General features: G+C 70.0%; 15 protein-coding genes. 11 read left to right on the top strand and 4 right to left on the bottom strand.

Going from position 1 to position 16345, the window contains the following annotated elements:
* Positions 1-47: 47 nt before the first annotated feature.
* Both nth and E8P82_RS00405 read left to right on the top strand, forming a co-directional pair.
* A complete protein-coding gene (gene nth / locus E8P82_RS00410; protein ID WP_136452519.1) occupies positions 48-881 on the top strand; it encodes an endonuclease III in 834 nt (277 codons plus the stop codon).
* A 51-nt stretch (positions 882-932) separates the two neighbouring features.
* Entirely contained in the window at positions 933-1616 is a 684-nt protein-coding gene (locus E8P82_RS00405; protein WP_136452518.1) for an NUDIX hydrolase, read from the top strand.
* Here E8P82_RS00405 and E8P82_RS00400 read toward each other — a convergent pair.
* Together E8P82_RS00400 and E8P82_RS00395 are read right to left on the bottom strand one after the other, a co-directional pair.
* The gene (locus E8P82_RS00400; protein ID WP_136452517.1) at positions 1528-3024 is read right to left on the bottom strand and encodes a WXG100-like domain-containing protein; all 1497 of its coding nucleotides are present in this window, start codon (positions 3022-3024) and stop codon (positions 1528-1530) included. The genes E8P82_RS00405 and E8P82_RS00400 overlap by 89 nt on opposite strands.
* Positions 3025-3133: 109 nt before the next feature.
* Complete coding sequence (locus E8P82_RS00395; protein ID WP_342773202.1) at positions 3134-4822, bottom strand: bifunctional 3'-5' exonuclease/DNA polymerase; 1689 nt, start codon at positions 4820-4822, stop codon at positions 3134-3136.
* A gap of 110 nt (positions 4823-4932) precedes the next feature.
* On the opposite strand from E8P82_RS00395, the gene ssd reads away from it, so the two are divergent.
* The 7 genes from ssd (at position 4933) to E8P82_RS00360 (ending at position 10368) form a co-directional block, all read left to right on the top strand.
* Positions 4933-6003: a septum site-determining protein Ssd gene (gene ssd, locus E8P82_RS00390; protein WP_136452515.1), complete on the top strand. Its 1071-nt coding sequence runs from the start codon at positions 4933-4935 to the stop codon at positions 6001-6003.
* Positions 6000-7448 (top strand): TadA family conjugal transfer-associated ATPase, encoded by a 1449-nt coding sequence (locus tag E8P82_RS00385; RefSeq protein WP_136452514.1) that lies wholly within the window; start codon positions 6000-6002, stop codon positions 7446-7448. Before ssd ends, E8P82_RS00385 begins: the two co-directional genes overlap by 4 nt.
* 221 nt (positions 7449-7669) lie before the next feature.
* Positions 7670-8272: a type II secretion system F family protein gene (locus E8P82_RS00380; RefSeq protein WP_136452513.1), complete on the top strand. Its 603-nt coding sequence runs from the start codon at positions 7670-7672 to the stop codon at positions 8270-8272.
* Positions 8272-8916, top strand: a complete 645-nt coding sequence (locus tag E8P82_RS00375; RefSeq protein WP_136452512.1) for a type II secretion system F family protein — start codon at positions 8272-8274, stop codon at positions 8914-8916. The genes E8P82_RS00380 and E8P82_RS00375 overlap by 1 nt, the downstream gene beginning before the upstream one ends.
* A gap of 159 nt (positions 8917-9075) precedes the next feature.
* Positions 9076-9477: a DUF4244 domain-containing protein gene (locus E8P82_RS15230; protein ID WP_246020859.1), complete on the top strand. Its 402-nt coding sequence runs from the start codon at positions 9076-9078 to the stop codon at positions 9475-9477.
* Positions 9477-9971, top strand: a complete 495-nt coding sequence (locus E8P82_RS00365; RefSeq protein ID WP_136452511.1) for a TadE family type IV pilus minor pilin — start codon at positions 9477-9479, stop codon at positions 9969-9971. Before E8P82_RS15230 ends, E8P82_RS00365 begins: the two co-directional genes overlap by 1 nt.
* 34 nt (positions 9972-10005) lie before the next feature.
* Entirely contained in the window at positions 10006-10368 is a 363-nt protein-coding gene (locus E8P82_RS00360) for an Rv3654c family TadE-like protein (protein ID WP_136452870.1), read from the top strand.
* Between the two features lie 99 nt (positions 10369-10467).
* On the opposite strand, the gene E8P82_RS00355 is transcribed toward E8P82_RS00360, so the two are convergent.
* Together E8P82_RS00355 and E8P82_RS00350 are read right to left on the bottom strand one after the other, a co-directional pair.
* Entirely contained in the window at positions 10468-12942 is a 2475-nt protein-coding gene (locus E8P82_RS00355; RefSeq protein ID WP_136452510.1) for a DEAD/DEAH box helicase, read from the bottom strand.
* 48 nt (positions 12943-12990) lie between these two features.
* The gene (locus tag E8P82_RS00350) at positions 12991-13641 is read right to left on the bottom strand and encodes a GNAT family N-acetyltransferase (RefSeq protein ID WP_168796452.1); all 651 of its coding nucleotides are present in this window, start codon (positions 13639-13641) and stop codon (positions 12991-12993) included.
* A gap of 86 nt (positions 13642-13727) precedes the next feature.
* Here E8P82_RS00350 and trhO point away from each other — a divergent pair, with 86 nt between their 5' ends.
* Together trhO and E8P82_RS00340 are read left to right on the top strand one after the other, a co-directional pair.
* Positions 13728-14654, top strand: a complete 927-nt coding sequence (trhO, locus tag E8P82_RS00345) for an oxygen-dependent tRNA uridine(34) hydroxylase TrhO (RefSeq protein WP_136452508.1) — start codon at positions 13728-13730, stop codon at positions 14652-14654.
* Positions 14609-16309 carry a DUF7059 domain-containing protein gene (locus tag E8P82_RS00340; RefSeq protein WP_136452507.1) on the top strand — a complete coding sequence of 567 codons (1701 nt, stop codon included), beginning with the start codon at positions 14609-14611 and terminating at the stop codon, positions 16307-16309. Before trhO ends, E8P82_RS00340 begins: the two co-directional genes overlap by 46 nt.
* The last annotated feature ends 36 nt before the right edge of the window (positions 16310-16345 follow it).

Here is a 16345-nt window from a genome sequence, read left to right as displayed (position 1 = left end):
GCCGGGAACAGCACGACCAGCGGGGCGGCCCAGGAGGAGATGTGTGCGTGGCAGCAGATCGAGCAGATCGAGCAGGGCGTAGCACGGAGCGCGGTGCGCCGACGGAGGAGTCCGCAACGGCGCTCAAGCGCCGGGCGCGGAAGATCAACCGGACACTGGCGGAGAGCTACCCCTACGCCGTGGCCGAGCTCGACTTCCGGAATCCGTTCGAGCTCCTGGTCGCAACGGTGCTGTCGGCGCAGACCACCGACGTGCGGGTCAATCTCACGACACCGGCCCTGTTCGATCGGTATCCCGATGCCCGGGCCCTGTCCGAGGCGCAGGAGGCCGAACTGCAGGAGATCATCCGCCCCACGGGCTTCTACCGGGCGAAAGCCGCCAGTCTCCTGGCGTTGTCCCGGCGCGTCGTCGACGAGTTCGACGGCGTGGTCCCGGGTCGGCTCGATGACCTGGTGACGCTCCCCGGCGTCGGCAGGAAGACCGCGAATGTGGTCCTCGGGAATGCCTTCGGTGTTCCGGGAATCACCGTCGACACGCACTTCGGTCGCCTCGCCCGCCGCTTCCGCTGGACGTCCTCCACCGATCCGGTGCAGGTGGAACGGGATGTCGCGGTCCTCTTCGAGCGCAAGGACCACACCATGCTCTCGCACCGGGTGATCTTCCACGGTCGGCGCGTCTGCCATGCCAGGAAGCCCGCCTGCGGTGCCTGCCCCGTCGCAGCCCTCTGCCCCTCCTACGGCGAGGGCGAGACCGACCCGGTGAAGGCTGCGAAGCTCCTCAAGTACGAGCTGGCACCAGGAAGGGAAGAACTGCTCGAGCTCATGCGGGCAGGTCGGACCAGGGCGGAACTACGCGCGGCGGGGTACGGTCTGGGTGCGTGACCCATGGTTCCCGGTCATGACGGGCGGCGCGCGCGGCAGGGGGATGCGCCGATGAGCGCCTATGCCCAGCTCGTGGCCTGGCTGCACGCCAGGACGTTCCAGCGAGCGGCGCCCCCGCGGCCCGACGGCTGGCAGTTCGCCCGCTTCGATCCGGCAAGGAGCAGGAAGGCCGCTGTGCTGATCCTGCTGGGGGACCGGCGCGATGATCCGGCCGGACCGGTGCCGGACGCGGCCCCCGACGACCTCGACATCCTGTTCGTGGTGCGGGCGAGCTCCCTGTCGAACCATCCCGGCCAGGTTGCCTTTCCGGGCGGAGCCATCGACGACGGCGATGCGGATGAGGGCGCGGCAGCACTGCGCGAGGCGCAGGAGGAGACCGGGCTGGACCCCGACGGCATAGAGATTCTCGGCCTGCTGCCGGCCGTCGGGTTGCCGGTGAGCAACTTCATGGTCACCCCGGTCCTCGGATGGTGGTCCGAGCAGTCCCCCGTCCATGCCGTGGACAGCGCCGAGTCCGAGCTCGTCTTCCGGTGCCCGGTGAGCAGACTGCTCGATCCCGCGTACCGGCGCACCGCCGTCGTCCGCCGCGACGGATTCGTGAGCAGGACGCCGGCTTTCCTGACGGAGGACGCGGTGATCTGGGGGTTCACGGCGATGCTGCTGGACGAGATGTTCGAGCAGCTGGGCTGGACGCGGCCCTGGGACCGGTCACGGGAGATGCCCGCCCCATTGTGAGCCGCCCGGGGCCCGACCCCCGCACAGAGGCGGTTTCGACGGTGACCGGGCCATAGCGTTCCCTCAGGGATCCGGGAAGTGCTGCGAGCCCGCGCACGGTATCGAGTCGGTCCTTCGTCCTGACCGCGGTCTCGGCCGCCGGGACGAGGGGTGAGGCGACCCCTTTCTGCCGGAGCAGGGCGAAGACCTGGTCGGAGGCACTTCCCTTGACGGCTCCGGAGCCCAGCAGCGAGCGGCGCACCGGGAGCGACAGCTGTCCGCGCAGCAGGGCTGCAGGACTGGAGAGGGCGACGGAGACAGCCCTGGAATCGAGGACCCTCAGTCCCGCCGTACCGATGGGACTGAGGACCCTCACGGCCGGTGCCAGGCGTGAGAGGGGGCTCGACGACGCGCCGACGCCAGGGGATCGCCCGAAGACCCGAGTGGTCGGCAGGAGCGCTGGTCGCAGGCCCGCCGATTGCCCGGTGAGCATCCGCAACCCCCTCGTGAGTCGAGCAGTGCCGGGCAGCCGTGTCCCCACAACCGCTGCGGTCCGGGCGATGAACGAGAGGCGGGAGAGCACCGCGTGCACACGCGCCACCATCTGCGCGGTTCTGGCGGCGCCCACGAGTGAGGTGATGGCGGCGGAGCCTCCGAGCGTCAGGAAGCTGAACCCGATGCCGACGGCTGCAAGGGTTGCGCACTCGAGAGCGAACGCCTCCGTCTCGTCGATCAGCTCCTGATGCGCCGTCTCGACCGCTGCTGCCAGCGCCTCGCACCCCGCGGCGATGTCCCGGCAGGTCTGTGCGATCAGCGCTGCGGAGTGCCGGACCACGACACTGCGTTCATGGAACAGCGCGAGGTCCTCCGACTGCAGGGTGCTGATGGCACTCAGCGCTCCTGCGGCCGGTCCGCCGACGGCCGCCTCGATGTCGTCGGCGAGTTTCGTCCAGGCGGCTCCGGCGCGCCGGAGGAGGTCCGGATCGCCTGCCGGCCACACGACTCCCGCGATCCCGGCGATGATGTCCCAGGACACCGGCGGCCACCCGGGGGTGGGTGCACCGGCAGAGGGGAGACCGGCCCCGGTTCCCTCTGCGACAGGGGCTGGTGAGGGCGGCGTGAAGAAGGCGCTCAGCCCCATGGACGCCACGTGTTCTGCGCTGATGTACCGACCCGCGGCCAGCGTCAGTGCCAGCGCCGAGTCCGATGACGCCATGGCGAGTTCGTGGCAGGCCACGAGGACCTCGGCGGCGACAGGATCATAGGATGCCGCCCACTGCGCTCCCATGGCATCCCACCCGGCCATTCCGGAGCTCTGGTACAGACTGGTCTCCGCCATGCGTGCGGCAGCGGAGATCCCGTGCCCGGCGGCGCACTCGAGGCCGGCTGCCTCCACGTACCTGTCGGTATCGATTCTCAGGACGCTCACGCGCTCCGCCTTCCCATGGTCCTGCGCTCACGATAGGGCGGACGCCGCTTTTGCGGATCTTCACGCCCGCGGTTGTGGACAAGAGTCAAAGCAGCTTGGGGCAGAGCGCCTATTTCGCCTCGGCGTAGGAGGTGACCGCCACCGTCGTGATCGGGAGGTCGAGCGGGATGTCGCCGTAGATCAGATGTGTCGCGGCCGTCGCCGCTGCGCCCAGGATGGTTTCTGCCTGCACTGCATCGACGGACGGCACGTGCAGCACCACTTCGTCGTGCAGGAAGAAGGCGATGCGGCTCCGCGGTTCGGGGATACCGCTGGCCGCCAGCCGTCGCCGGATCTCGGCGAGCCAGCACAGGGCCCACTCCGCCGCGGAGGCCTGCACCACGAAGTTCCGCGTGAAGCGTCCCCGGGCCCGGGCCGAGGCTTCGGCGCGGCGCTGCTCCTCCGCCGTCGTCGAGCGCTGCAGAGCGTACCAGTCCTCCGTCGCGGGCGGGCAGCTCCGGCCGAGGTAGCTCGAGACGCCCTCGCCCGATTCCCCCGCCCTGGCGGCTGCCTCGACGACGCCCATGGCTCGCGGGTAGGCGCGGGTCAGCTGCGGCATCAGGCGCCCGGCCTCGCCGCTGGTGGCCCCGTACATGGCTCCGAGCATCGCCAGCTTCGCCTTGGCCCGGTCCCCGCCGAAGCCCTGGTCGGCGATGCCCTGGTAGAGGTCCCTGCCCCGTGCAGCGGTGGCGAGTGCGGGGTCGCGGCCGAGGGCTGCCAGCACCCGCGGCTCGAGTTGTGCGGCATCGGCGACGACGAAGACGTGGGCGTCGTCGGCCCGGACGGCGTCGCGCACCTGGTGCGATATCTGCAGCGCACCGCCACCGCGCGAGGCCCACCGCCCGGAGACCACCCCGCCCACCACGTACTCCGGCCGGAAGCGCCCGTCCCTGACCCAGGCATCGAGCCAGGTCCAGCCGTTGGCGCTGAGGAGTCGGGAGAGCTTCTTGTAGGTCAGCAGCGGCCCGATGGCCGGGTGGTGCTGGCGTTCGAGATCCCAGGACCGCGTGGTGCTCACGTCGATCCCGGCGCGTCGCAGGGCGCGCAGCAGTTCCTGGGGCGAATCGGGGTTGAGTGCAGGTGCCTGCAGCGCTGCGCGCAGCTCCCCGGCGACCCGCTCGAGTTCCATCGGACGGCTGCCCTCCGGCGGGCGCGGTCCGAGGGTGCGTTCGAGCAGTTCCTCGTGGACGTCGCGCCGCCAGGGCAGGCCGGCGTGTTCCATCTCGGCGGCGACGAGCGAGCCGGCCGATTCCGCGGCGACCAGCAGGGTCAGGCGTCCCGGCGCCGAGGAGGCCGCAATGGCCGAGCGCTGGGCACCGAGTTCGCGCACGATCTCGTCCAGGAACGGACCGGAGACCTCCTGCGGCTCGTCGAAGAGGGAATGCTGATCCGGTGATCGGGCCGGCGGCAGGAGCACCCGCGGCAGGTCCGAGCCCTCGTGCGTCGAAGCGTCAGCTCTCAGCGAGTCGAGGTACGGGGAGGGTCCGCACAGGAGCGAGACCGCCAGGATGGCACGCGTCAGGGACAGGTCCCAGCAGCGTTCGACGTCGACGCCTGCCGCCAGCAGCTCCGGGTACCAGAGGCGGGTGCCCTGCCAGACCCAGCGGGGACGACGGGTCTCGGCCTGTGCGACGGCGGACGCCAGACCGCCCCGGTCCACCAGGACCTGCTCGCCGTTTGGCCGGCCGTCGGCATCGAGCTGCTGGAGCACCACGGCGGCACCGCGGTCGGAGCCCGACGACGCTGGTGCCACGGCCATGTACATGGACACATTGTCCGTGGCGCCGGTGTCATTCCGGCAATCGGCCGCTTGTCCACATAGTGCCGGTCATCGCCCGCATGCGGGGCTCGTACCGCGACCGTTGACCCATGGCGCAGCATTCGTGGACACCGCAGGAACGGCGGCGCCCGGTGGTGCTCGCGGGCGGGTCGCAGTTCGTGCAGGACCAGGTGGCACGGGCGTGCGCCGCGGCCGGTGTCCAGCCGGTGTTCTGCGGCACGCTCACGGAGGCGTTGTCGCTGGACCCGCTGGTGCTGCTCGCGGGGCAGGAGCAGCCTGCCGAATCATTGCCGGGTCAGCACGAAGTCATCGTGGTCGGCTCCGCCGAGGATGAGGCGCGGGCGTGGGCATGTGCAGCCGCCCTGGCGTCGTCGCGCGTGGTCATCCTGCCGCAGGGCGCCGGCTGGCTCGCGGAACATCTGGGGCGTCGGCTGGCTCCTGCAGCGACAGGATCCGTGGTCGGTCTCCTCGGAGCGGTCGGCGGATGCGGTGTCAGCACGCTGGCCGCGTGGTGCGCCCGTTTCTCGGCACAGCACCGAAGGCCGACGCTGCTCGTCGACGGGCAGCCGCATGCCGGGGGCCTCGAGCTCGCCCTGGGGATCGAGGATAGGGCCGGTGTGCGCTGGCATGATCTCGATGACATTCGTGGAACGCTGAACGCGGAGCAGCTCGTGGCCGCGCTGCCTTCCGCAGGCGACCTCTCTGTCCTCTCCCACGCCTCCGAGCCTGCGGGGGTCACGGTCGATCCGACGGGCGGGATGGGCTCGGCGGCAGCGGTCCTCGACGCGGCACGCAGCGCCTTCGACCTGACCTTCATCGACCTCGGGACCCCTGGTACCCAGGACGGGCTGGCGTCGGCCTGCGACCGACTCGTGCTGCTCATCCCCTCACGCCCGCGCGGTGTTGCCGCGGCCCGGAGCGTCCTCCGGCTCCACTCATCGCTGTCCGTGCTGTCCGTGCTGCGTGGTCCTGTGTCCGATGGCCTCGACGCCTGGCTCGTGGCCGATCTCATCGGAGCATCGGCGCCACTGGCGTATCTGCCCTCCGTCCGCGGAGCCGCCGCCACCGAAGCCGCAGGGCAACTCCTGGACGAGGGGCTTCCCCGGCGCGCCCGGAAGCTCCTGGCGGCCATCCACTCCCACCTGGAGGTAGCACCATGACGGCCGAGGATACGAACGATCGGCAGACCCGGCGACAACGCCGTGCTGCCCTGGGCGGATCCTCGCCGGAGTCCAACCCTTCCGGGGACGCACGATTCGGTCGGACGGGCACCAGCGATCCCGCGCTGGTGGATTCGGTGCGCCGCGCGGTCCTGGCCGGAACGGTAGCGGCAACAGGAGCGGCCTTCGCGGATGCCGTCGGCTCCAGCGGTTGGTTGCTCGGCTCCGAGGGCACCCTGACAGCCCTGGATCGCGTCCGGGCCGAGCTCAAGGGGCTGGGTCCCCTCGAGCATCTCCTGGCGGAGGACAGCATCACGGACATCCTCGTCAACGGACCGGACGATGTCTGGGTGGACGGCGCCGACGGGCTCCGGCGGATCGGCCGGATCTTCCAGACCGAGGAGCAGGTACGCGCTCTCGCCGTGCGTCTGGTGGCTGCCGGTGGCCGACGGCTCGACGACGGATGCCCGGCCGTCGACGTCCGTCTCGAGGGGCTGCGGGTACATGCCGTCCTACCGCCGATATCGACCGCCGGGACGCTGCTGTCCATCAGGATCCGGCGGGCGCGTGTGTTCTCGCTCACCGAGCTCGTCGACGGCGGCACGCTCGCGCCGCCGATGGCCGAGGCCTTGACCGCCATGATGCAGCGCCGTCTGAACTTCCTCGTCAGCGGAGCGACCGGCACCGGGAAGACGACGCTCCTGTCGGCGCTGCTCAGTCTGGCCGATCCGCAGGAGCGCATCGTGCTGGTCGAGGACGCAGCGGAGCTGAATCCCGATCACCCCCATGCAGTGGGTCTGCAATCCCGGCACGGGAATCTCGAAGGCGCAGGCGTGCTGGACCTCACCGACCTGGTCCGGCAGGCCCTGAGAATGCGACCGGATCGCCTGGTGGTGGGGGAGTGCCGCGGCGCGGAGGTGAGGGAACTCCTGGCTGCCATGAACACGGGACACGACGGCGGCGGAGGCACGATCCACGCCAATTCGGCAGAGGCTGTCCCGGCCCGGTTGAGTGCCCTGGCAGCGCTGGCCGGTCTGGCTCCCGAGGTGCTCGCGCTGCAGGCAGCCAGTGCGCTCGATGTCGTGGTGCACCTGGGGCGCACCGAGCAGGGGCGGCGGGTGGAGAGCATCGGACTCCTGGAACTGGTGAACAGCAGGACCCTGACGGTGCGTCCGGCACTGATCGATCCTGCAGAGGGTTACCGGCGGGCGGGGGGCTGCCGTCGCGCGGAGGGCTGGGTGGATTTCGCCGCCCGGGTCGGCTGGCGCGAGACTGTCTCCTCTCCACCTGCCGGCTACCTGCCAGGATCCGCGCCGACAGCAGCCGGCTCTGCTGTGTCCGACCCCGCTGTGTCCGATCCCGCTTCGTCCCATGCCACTGTGTCCTGTTGCGGGTCGAACCCGCCCGGTCCATCCCTTCCTGCCGCAGCCACTCCGCCGTCATGACGGGCGTCGTCGTCGCCGTCCTGCTGGCTGCGGGATGTGCTCTCCGATACGTGGGACGACCGGTCCGGATGGGGCCGGCCCTCCCCCTGCTGTGGCCATCACAGACTCCGGGCGGCGCTTCGGGCGGTTCTCAGGGAGGCCCGCAATCCGGCGCCCCCGGATCATGGATCCGCCGACGTGCAGCCGCCATTGCAGGGGCCCGGTCGCCGAGGAACCGGCACATGGACCTCCACGAGCTGACACTGTTCGTGCATCAGCTCGCAGGATTGCTCCGTGCCGGGCGAGCGCCGCATCTGCTCTGGAAGGACATGGAGCAGATCTATCGGGAAGATCCCGGTCCGTTCGCCGAAGCGGCACTTCCGGTCCTGGCCGTGGCCCGGCGAGCCGCGGAGCTGGGGTTCAGTGTCCCCGAGGTCCTGCGCCAGGCACGCCCCGATGCGGCTCGTCCGCGGGGTGAGTCCGCGGTGGTCGACCAGGTAAACCGGATGTGGGTGGATCTCGGTGCGTGCCTCGCAGTCTCGGAGCGCAGCGGTGCTCCGCTCGCGACGATCCTCGCACAGTACGCTGTCCAACTCGATGCCCACCTCGACGGATTCTCGGCCCGCGAGACAGCGCTGGCCGGGCCACGAGCCACGGTGATCCTTCTCGCCTGGCTGCCATTGGTCGGGGTGGTCCTCGGGTTCGCTCTGGGAGTCGATCCGGTGGAAGTCCTCCTCGGCTCGACGCTGGGGCGCCTGGCGCTGGCAGGTGGGGTACTGCTCATGGTGGTGTCACGCATCTGGTCGCGGCGCCTGGTCCGGCGTGCAGCAGGAGCGGCACCGTGATGACAGGGATGCTGGTCGGCGGTCTCTCGGCGCTGGCCGTCCTCGTACTGGTTGCACCATCGGGACGTTCGCGGCGCCCGGTGGCTGGTCGCGCGGAGCGGGGTGGTGGCAACGGCACCAGGGATGCGCCGATGATCCTCGACCTGCTGGCCGCCGTCCTGTCCGCCGGCGCATCGGTGGAGAGTTCACTGGCGGTCGTCGCTGACTCCTGCGAGGCCGATATCGGCGCAGCCCTGAGGCGCGTCCACGCTGCCCGTCTGCTCGGAGCATCATGGGACACGGCGTGGGACACAGCGGGTGACCCGGCCATGGGCGCGGGCGCTGTCGCGAAGCCGGTAGCCGTTGCCGCCCCTCGGCGAGCGCGCCCAGGGGCCCGACAGCGGCTCCGGCTCACGCACCACAGCGCGGCATGTGTAGCCGACGTCCGGCAGGGCCTTCGCTTCGCCACCTCCACCGGAGCGCCGTCCGCCGCGCTTCTCCACGCCCATGCCGCCCAGCTGCGTCGGCGGCTCAATCGTGAGATCGATCGCAGGGCCGCAGCCCTCGGGGTGCAGCTCGTCCTTCCGCTGGGTCTGTGCTCGCTGCCGGCATTCATCTGTCTGGGGGTCGTCCCCGTGGTCCTGGGACTGCTGCCTGCGCTGTAGCAGGTGGGTGACAGGCTCCGGGGACGGTGATTTCCGGGGGTTGTCCACTTAGCCGCGAACTCCGCAGGGAACGCTTCGCAGGGCGGCCAGAGTAGGACGTGCGGCGATCGCCGCACACCATACGTGGGTTCGACTCCACGTTCTCGAGAAGGAGAAGCCATGACAACGCAAACTCACATAGGCGCACTGGAGCGGATGCCGGTCGCTGCGGTGAGGGAACCGGTGGAATGTCCCTCGCCGACAGTTCCCGTCCTCTCGTTGGTCGGTGGGCCGTACGGGACACGTTCCCTCACCGATCCACACGACACGGAGGATTCGGCACAGTCCCTCGATCGGGCTGCCCGCCGTGCCCGGGCGCGCCGTCGCCGGGTCAACGAACGCGCTCTCAGGCGCCGCTGGGAAATCGCTCCGGACAGCGAAGCAGGGATGGCGACCGCGGAGTACGCCATCGCGACGCTGGCGGCCGTCGGGTTCGCGGCGCTCCTCGTCGCGGTCCTGTCCAGCGGTGAGGTGAAGGGACTTCTGATGTCCCTGATCACCTCCGCGCTGAACTTCGGCTGATGGCTAGCGGTCGGGGCGGGTCGGGCGGCCAGGGAAAGGGCGGAGGATCCGGCGCGGGTCGTCGATCGCCGATCAGGTGTGGCGCCGCGGCCGAGCCCGCTGGGCATGCAGCGGGGAGGGAGCCTGTCGAGCGACCGACAGATTCCACCGGGCTGAATCAGCGCGGAGCGGTCACCGCTGAAGTCGCCGTCGTCCTTCCCGCCCTGGTCGTGCTCCTTGCTCTCGTGCTGGGAACCGCGCACTTCGGAACCGCGCAGTTGCGGATCGAGGAGGCTGCGCGGGCGGGAGCACGCGAGGCCATGCGCGGGGAGAGCGCAGCTTCGGTCCGCGGGACGGCCCAACGACTCGCAGGGAGTGACGCCTCCGTGGAGATAGCTGCCGGAGCCGGATGGACGACGGTGAAGGTCTCGGTGGAGGTCGAGGGCCCTATGGTCGGTCTGTTCGGGATAGAGCTCGACGCCAGCGCCTCGGGGAAGAAGGAATCCGGTGGGTAGCGGGAGGCAACGGAACCGGCCGATCTTGCCTGTCATGGGGCGCGACGGCGGCGGCGCTGAGCGCGGTGCTGGCACCGTGCTGATGACAGGGCTCGCGATGCTGGCACTGCTGCTGATCGGCGTGGCGGTCCTGATGCTGCAGGCCTCGGCGGCAGCCTCGAGGGCAGCGACGGCGGCGGATTTGGCCGCACTGGCTGCAGCCGATGCGGCACGCGGCCTCGCACCCGGTGAGCCATGCGCTGTGGCCGGAGCAGTAGCAGAACAGCACGACGCGCTGGTCACGGAATGCTCCATCGGAACCACCGGGCCGGGCACGGCGATCATCAGGGTATCCATCGCGCTGCCGGGCCTGCTGCCGGCCGCGACCGGCGCTGCGAGGGCAGGACCACCGCCGTGAGCGCCCCGGTCCGATACCACCTGAGGTACGGGTGGACCGTTCTCCGCGATCATGCGGATCCCGCGACGCCCCAGGAGCGGCTGCCCGGGTCGAGGTGCCCTATGTTCTCGACGAGGACGAGGACGAGGACGAGGACGACGAGGATGTGGATGTGGATGTGGATGTGGATGTGGACACGGTGTCGGTCCCCGACCCGGGGTCGAGCCCTGTCCGTGTCCCGGATCCCGAGCCCGTGCCGGCCGCTGTGGAGTCCGCAGCGGCAGCCTGCTGCAGGATGAGGGACAGCACGGCGACGGCGCCGCCCTTGCTCAGCGGGTTGTTCCGGTTGCCGCACTTGGGCGACTGCACGCAGGACGGACACCCGGACTCGCACTCGCAGGCCTCGATCGCATCCCTGGTCGCGGTCAGCCAAGTCTGCGCCGCTTCGAATCCCCGCTCGGCGAAGCCCGCCCCACCGGGATGCCCGTCGTACACGAAGATGGTCGGTTGACCGGTGTCGGCGTGCAGCGCCGTCGACACGCCACCGATGTCCCACCGGTCGCTCGAGGCGACGAGGGGCAGCATACCGATGGCGGCGTGCTCGGCCGCGTGCAGGGCTCCGGGGATCTCCTCCGCGAGGATGCCCTCGGCCTCGAGCAATTCAGGACTGATCTCGAACCAGACGCTCTTGGTGAAGAGGTTCCGTGCCGCCAGTTCCAGTGGCTCCTCCCCGAGGATCTCGTTGGAGGAGAAGGCCTTGCGCTGGAAGGAGACCACCTGGGTGGTGACCTGCACGTCCCCGAAGCTGGCGAGCACGCCGCCCCAGAGCCTGCTCTCGTCGCGGTCGATCACCTCGATCCGCGTGATGTCGCGGGCCTGGGTGTAGTAGTCGGGGTGTGCACGGGACACCACGGCGCAGTGTTCCTCCTCGTCGAGCTCCTCGACGACATAGCTCCGGCCCTGATGCACGTACACGGCTCCGGGGTGCGCCTGGTAATGGCTCTGCGCCGAGCCCATCGTTCCCAGCAGCGTGCCGGAGCCGGCCTCCACGAGAGAGACGGGACCGCCGCCCACGGCCCGGAGCTGGACCATGGACGCCGCACTTTCGGGGTGCGTCCAGAACCACCCGGTGGGGCGCCGCCGGAGGAAGCCCTGCTCCACCAGGGTGCCCAGCAGGTGCTCGGAGCGGGGACCGAACAGCCCGAGATCCTCATGCGTCAGGGGCAGTTCCGCGGCGGCAGCACATAGGTGCGGGCCGAGCACGTAGGGATTGGACGGATCGAACACCGTGGCTTCCACCCCGAGATCGAAGACGGCTTCGGGGTGGTGCACCAGGTAGGTGTCCAGCGGGTCGTCGCTGGCGACGAAGGCGGCGAGGGCATCCTGGCCCGACCGGCCGGCCCTGCCGATCTGCTGCAGGAGGGACGCGCGGGTGCCCGGCCAGCCTGCCACGAGGACCGCGTCGAGCCCGGCGATGTCGATCCCCAGTTCGAGCGCCGAGGTACTGGCCACACCGAGGAGCTCGCCGCTGCGCAGATCGGTCTCCAGGGCGCGTCGCTCCTCGGGCAGATACCCCGAGCGGTACGCCGCGATCCGGTGTGGCAGGCTCGGATGCACGTCCTCGAGCATGCGTCGCGAGGTCTGGGCGATACTCTCCGCACCGCGCCTCGAGCGGACGAAGGCGATGGTCCGCACCTGCGCCGAGACCAGATTGGCGAGCAGGTCCGAGGTCTCGGCGATCACGGTGCGGCGTGTCGGTGCTCCGTTCTCGCCCTTCGGCCCGGTGAGCTGCGGCTCCCAGAAGGCCACCGTCGTCGAGCCGTGCGGTGAGCTGTCCTCGGTCACGGCCCGTGCGTCCGTGCCGATCAGTCGCCCGAAGGACGCCGCCGGATCCGCGGACGTCGCCGACGCGCCGATGAAGACCGGGTGCGCGCCGTAGTTCGCGCAGACCCGCCGGAGCCTGCGCACCAGATTGGCCACGTGGGAGCCGAACACTCCCCGATAACTGTGCGCCTCGTCGATGACCACGTACTTGAGCCGGCGGAAGAAGCGCGCCCACCAGGTGTGGTTGGGCAGGATCCCGTGGTGCAGCATGTCCGGATTCGCCAGTACCAGATTCGCGTGGTCGCGGATCCAGCGGCGGGCCCCTGTCTCCGTGTCGCCGTCGTAGGTCTCGGCGCGGACGGTGGGCAGCTTCAGCGCAGTGATGGAGGAGAGCTGGTCCGCGGCCAGCGCCTTGGTAGGCGCGAGGTAGAGGGCCACCGACCCGCTGGGTGCGAGGGTTGCCCGGCTGTTCAGCTCACTGCGATGGATCTCGTCGAGCACCGGCAGCTGGTAGGCCAGGGACTTCCCCGACGCCGTGCCCGTCGCGATGATGGTGTGCGTGCCCGCATGGGCCGACGCGGCACCCTCGACCTGGTGACGCCAGGGTTCGTGGACCCCGCGAGCGGCGAAGGCGCCGACCACGTCGGGGTGTGCCCACGCGGGCCATGGGGCGTGGTCGGCGGCCCGGGGCGGGATCTCGCGCACATGAAGCAGCTGCTCGGGTGCGGGTCCGCCTCCGAGCAGCGGAATCAGGGAATCATGCGCGGCCACGCCGCAATCCTCCCACCGGGCGGGCAGCCGGGCGGGCGGGAAGCGTCCTTATCCTCTGATGACGAACACGTCGGCGAGGTGCTGCCAGCCGAGGAATTCGTACAGCGCCCGTCCGTCCGACGTGGCCACCAGCAACCCCGTGGTGACGTCGTCCGTGAGGACCCCGGCGGTCAGCGCGCGCATGACGTAGCTGGCCAGACCGCGGCGGCGGAACTGTTCCTCGGTGATGATGCGGTCGTAGACCGCGTAATCACCGACCACCGACACCGAACCCCTGGCTGCCAGTTCGTCACCGATCCGCACGGTGACACGGCGGCAGGGGCTGTCCTCGGACCGTTCCAGCACGAAGTCCTCCGAGGGTGCACGCGGATCCTCGACGTCCTGGCCGTGCATGTCTGCGCTCATCAGGGACTGCTTCCGGTCGATCACGCGCATGCCCAGCGGATCGGCGGCGTCGAGCAGGTCCTGCATCCGGTTCGTGATCACGGTCAGCACGCGTCGGGCGTCGTCCTTCGTCTCCCTGGCGAGCTCGAGGAACTGCTCGGTCGAGGGCTCGAAGAGAAAGTGTTCCGTCTGCTCCTGCGGGTCCGTGCTGACGACGAAGGTACTGCCGCCGTCGTCGTACGGTCTGAGGCCGCGGCACGTGGACCATCCGGTGATCCAGGTCTGGAGGAGTCTGTCATCTGCGTGTTCAGCCATGGGTGAACGATAGTTCGCGGACGCCATGATTCCCAGACACGCGCTCCGAGGGAGACCGATTTGATACGCAAAGTACGCTTTAAGCCGTGTCGACGAACCGTATTGCCCTGTATTACGCCTTCGCCCCGCTCCCCGATCCTGAGGCCATCCGTCTGTGGCAGCGGGCGTTGTGCGAGAAGTGGGGGCTGCGCGGCAGGATCCTCATCTCGAAGGACGGCATCAACGGCACGGTGGGCGGTGAGGTCGATGCGCTCAAGCAGTACGTCAGGACCACGCGCGAGTATCCTGCGTTCGGTGGTCTGGAGATCAAATGGTCCGACGGCTCGGCCGAGGACTTCCCCCGACTGAGCATCAGGGTGCGCGAGGAGATCGTCTCCTTCGGAGCTCCTGGCGAGCTCCGCGTGGACGGGAACGGCGTGGTGGGTGGCGGTACGCACCTGGCGCCCGAGCAGGTGCACGAACTGGTCGACGCCCGTCGTGCGATGGGCCAGGAGGTCGTCTTCTTCGACGGCCGCAATGCCTTCGAGGCGCAGATCGGACGGTTCAAGGGAGCCGTGGTGCCCGATGCGCGGACCACCCAGGACCTGGTCCGCGAACTCGACTCGGGCAGGTACGACGATCTGAAGGACTTACCGATCGTCACCTACTGCACGGGCGGTATCCGCTGCGAGGTGCTCTCCAGTCTCATGATCAACCGTGGTTTCCAGGAGGTCTACCAGCTCGACGGCGGGATCATGCGCTACGGGCAGACCTACCGCGACGCCGGGCTCTGGGAGGGCTCGCTCTACGTCTTCGACAAGCGCATGCACCTCGAGTTCAGCGACGATGCGCGCACCCTGGGCTCCTGCGTGCGCTGCCAGGCGCCCACCAGTACGTTCGAGAACTGCTCGAATCCCGTCTGCCGCAACCTCACGCTGTTCTGCGCTCGTTGTGCCTCCGATCCGCTGACACTGCGGTGTCCGCAGGGATGCGAGCCGGACGAGACCGAGGCGACGATCGCCGGTGCTGCGTGAGCACGGGATCGGGGTCCACCGCACCGTGGCAGGAGTTCGACGACGACGTCGCGACGGCTCCCTCGAGCCGCGACAGCGCACTGCTCGGCAGGCTCGCCGCGGAGCTGACGGTGCTGGGCTACACGGTCGACGGCGTCGCGGCGCTGCTGGGGGCCGAGGCGTACGAGGCCCTCGGACGGGGCCAGTCGGCGCCGGCCCTGATCGAGTGCCGCCGACTCTCGGGAGCTGGTCAGGGTGCGCAGACCGTTCCCGTGCTGCTGTGGCTCCTCGCAGAAGGTGTGACGGACGACGACCTGGGTGCCGCCTTCCCCGGCACCGGCGTGGCCGGCCTCGAGCAGCTGAGGCTCATCGAAAGGACCGAGCCCGGCGCAGCCGCACAGGACGAGCCCGCCGCAGCCTTCTGGCGCGCCACGGTGGACCTCCGTCCCTACGCATCCGACGTGTCGGGGAATCTTTGGGTGGCCAGTGACCTCGGGTCGGAGCAGCGACCGGGGCCGCTGCGCCGTGACCACGTCCTGGGGATCGGCGGCGCATCGATGACCCTCGCGCAGACGCTCATGAGGCCGTCGGTGCAGCGGGCCCTGGATCTCGGCACCGGGTGCGGTATCCAGTCCTTCCATCTGCTCTCCCACGCCCGTCACGTGACGGCGACGGACGTCTCGTCCCGTGCCCTGGCCTTCGCCCGCTTCAATCTCCTGCTCAACGCGCCGGCGCTGGACCTGGATCCCGATCGGCTGGGCGACCGGATCAGTCTCCGGCTCGGCAATCTGCTCGAGCCGGTCGCCACCGAACGGTTCGAGCTCGTGGTGTCCAATCCGCCCTTCGTCATCACGCCCCGCACCGGGACGTCCGGGGAGGTCTACACCTACCGCGACGGTGGCCTCGCCGGGGACGCGATCGTGGAGACGCTCGTCCGGGAGCTGCCCGGGGTCCTCTCGCCCGGCGGGTCCGCGCAGCTCCTCGGCAACTGGGAGATCACGGAGGGAACGCCGTGGGACCGGCGCGTACGCGCCTTCGTACCGCCCGGCGTCGACGCCTGGGTCATCCAGCGTGAGCAGCAGACGCCGGTCCAGTACGCCGAGACGTGGCTCCGGGACGCAGCCGAGAACCGCGACAGGCAGGCCTACCTGGTCGGGTTCAGCGCCTATCTCGAGGACTTCGGCTCCCGGTCCGTCGAGGGCATCGGGTTCGGCTCGATCTGGCTGCGGCGTCCCCACTCCCGGACCGATCTGGTGCGGGTCACCTTCGAGGAGATCACCCACCCGATCGAGCAGCCCGTGGGTCCGCACCTCGCCTCCGCCGTCGCGCGCAGCGACTGGCTCGCCGAGCACACCGAGCAGTCCGCGTCCGGCAGCGGTATCGGCGACGAGTTCCTCCTCGTCGCCAACGACGTCACCGAGGAGAGGCACCAGCGCCCGGGGGCCGAACACCCGGGGATCATCCTGCTGCGCCAGGGAGCAGGCCTCAGGCGCACCACGCTGCTGAGCACCGAGCTGGCGGGATTCGTCTCGGCCTGCGACGGCGACCTCACGGCAGGGCAGATCGCCGGGGCCCTGGCCGTACTGCTCGAGCGGCCCGACGCGGCGTTCACCTCGGAACTGCTCGTGGACGTGGAACAGCTCGTGCGGGAGGGCTTCCTCGTTCCTCGTACCTGAGATTCCCTGAGATTGTCTGGGATTCCTCGAGATTTC

This window comes from Arthrobacter echini (assembly GCF_004803505.1).
Classification (GTDB): domain Bacteria; phylum Actinomycetota; class Actinomycetes; order Actinomycetales; family Micrococcaceae; genus Arthrobacter_D; species Arthrobacter_D echini.
Note: the sequence above shows the minus strand (reverse complement) of the source record. Positions and strands in the feature narration are given on the sequence as shown.

What these genes read in the sequence shown, in the direction of transcription:
- E8P82_RS00380 (WP_136452513.1), top strand. Translation starts at nt 7,670, where the DNA reads ATGGACCTCCACGAGCTGACACTGTTCGTGCATCAGCTCGCAGGATTG.
- E8P82_RS00405 (WP_136452518.1), top strand. Translation starts at nt 933, where the DNA reads ATGAGCGCCTATGCCCAGCTCGTGGCCTGGCTGCACGCCAGGACGTTC.
- E8P82_RS00365 (WP_136452511.1), top strand. Translation starts at nt 9,477, where the DNA reads ATGGCTAGCGGTCGGGGCGGGTCGGGCGGCCAGGGAAAGGGCGGAGGA.
- E8P82_RS00360 (WP_136452870.1), top strand. Translation starts at nt 10,006, where the DNA reads ATGGGGCGCGACGGCGGCGGCGCTGAGCGCGGTGCTGGCACCGTGCTG.
- E8P82_RS00340 (WP_136452507.1), top strand. Translation starts at nt 14,609, where the DNA reads ATGCGAGCCGGACGAGACCGAGGCGACGATCGCCGGTGCTGCGTGAGC.
- E8P82_RS00375 (WP_136452512.1), top strand. Translation starts at nt 8,272, where the DNA reads ATGACAGGGATGCTGGTCGGCGGTCTCTCGGCGCTGGCCGTCCTCGTA.
- E8P82_RS00395 (WP_342773202.1), bottom strand. Translation starts at nt 4,822, where the DNA reads ATGGCCGTGGCACCAGCGTCGTCGGGCTCCGACCGCGGTGCCGCCGTG.
- E8P82_RS00350 (WP_168796452.1), bottom strand. Translation starts at nt 13,641, where the DNA reads ATGGCTGAACACGCAGATGACAGACTCCTCCAGACCTGGATCACCGGA.
- ssd (WP_136452515.1), top strand. Translation starts at nt 4,933, where the DNA reads ATGGCGCAGCATTCGTGGACACCGCAGGAACGGCGGCGCCCGGTGGTG.
- E8P82_RS15230 (WP_246020859.1), top strand. Translation starts at nt 9,076, where the DNA reads ATGACAACGCAAACTCACATAGGCGCACTGGAGCGGATGCCGGTCGCT.
- E8P82_RS00385 (WP_136452514.1), top strand. Translation starts at nt 6,000, where the DNA reads ATGACGGCCGAGGATACGAACGATCGGCAGACCCGGCGACAACGCCGT.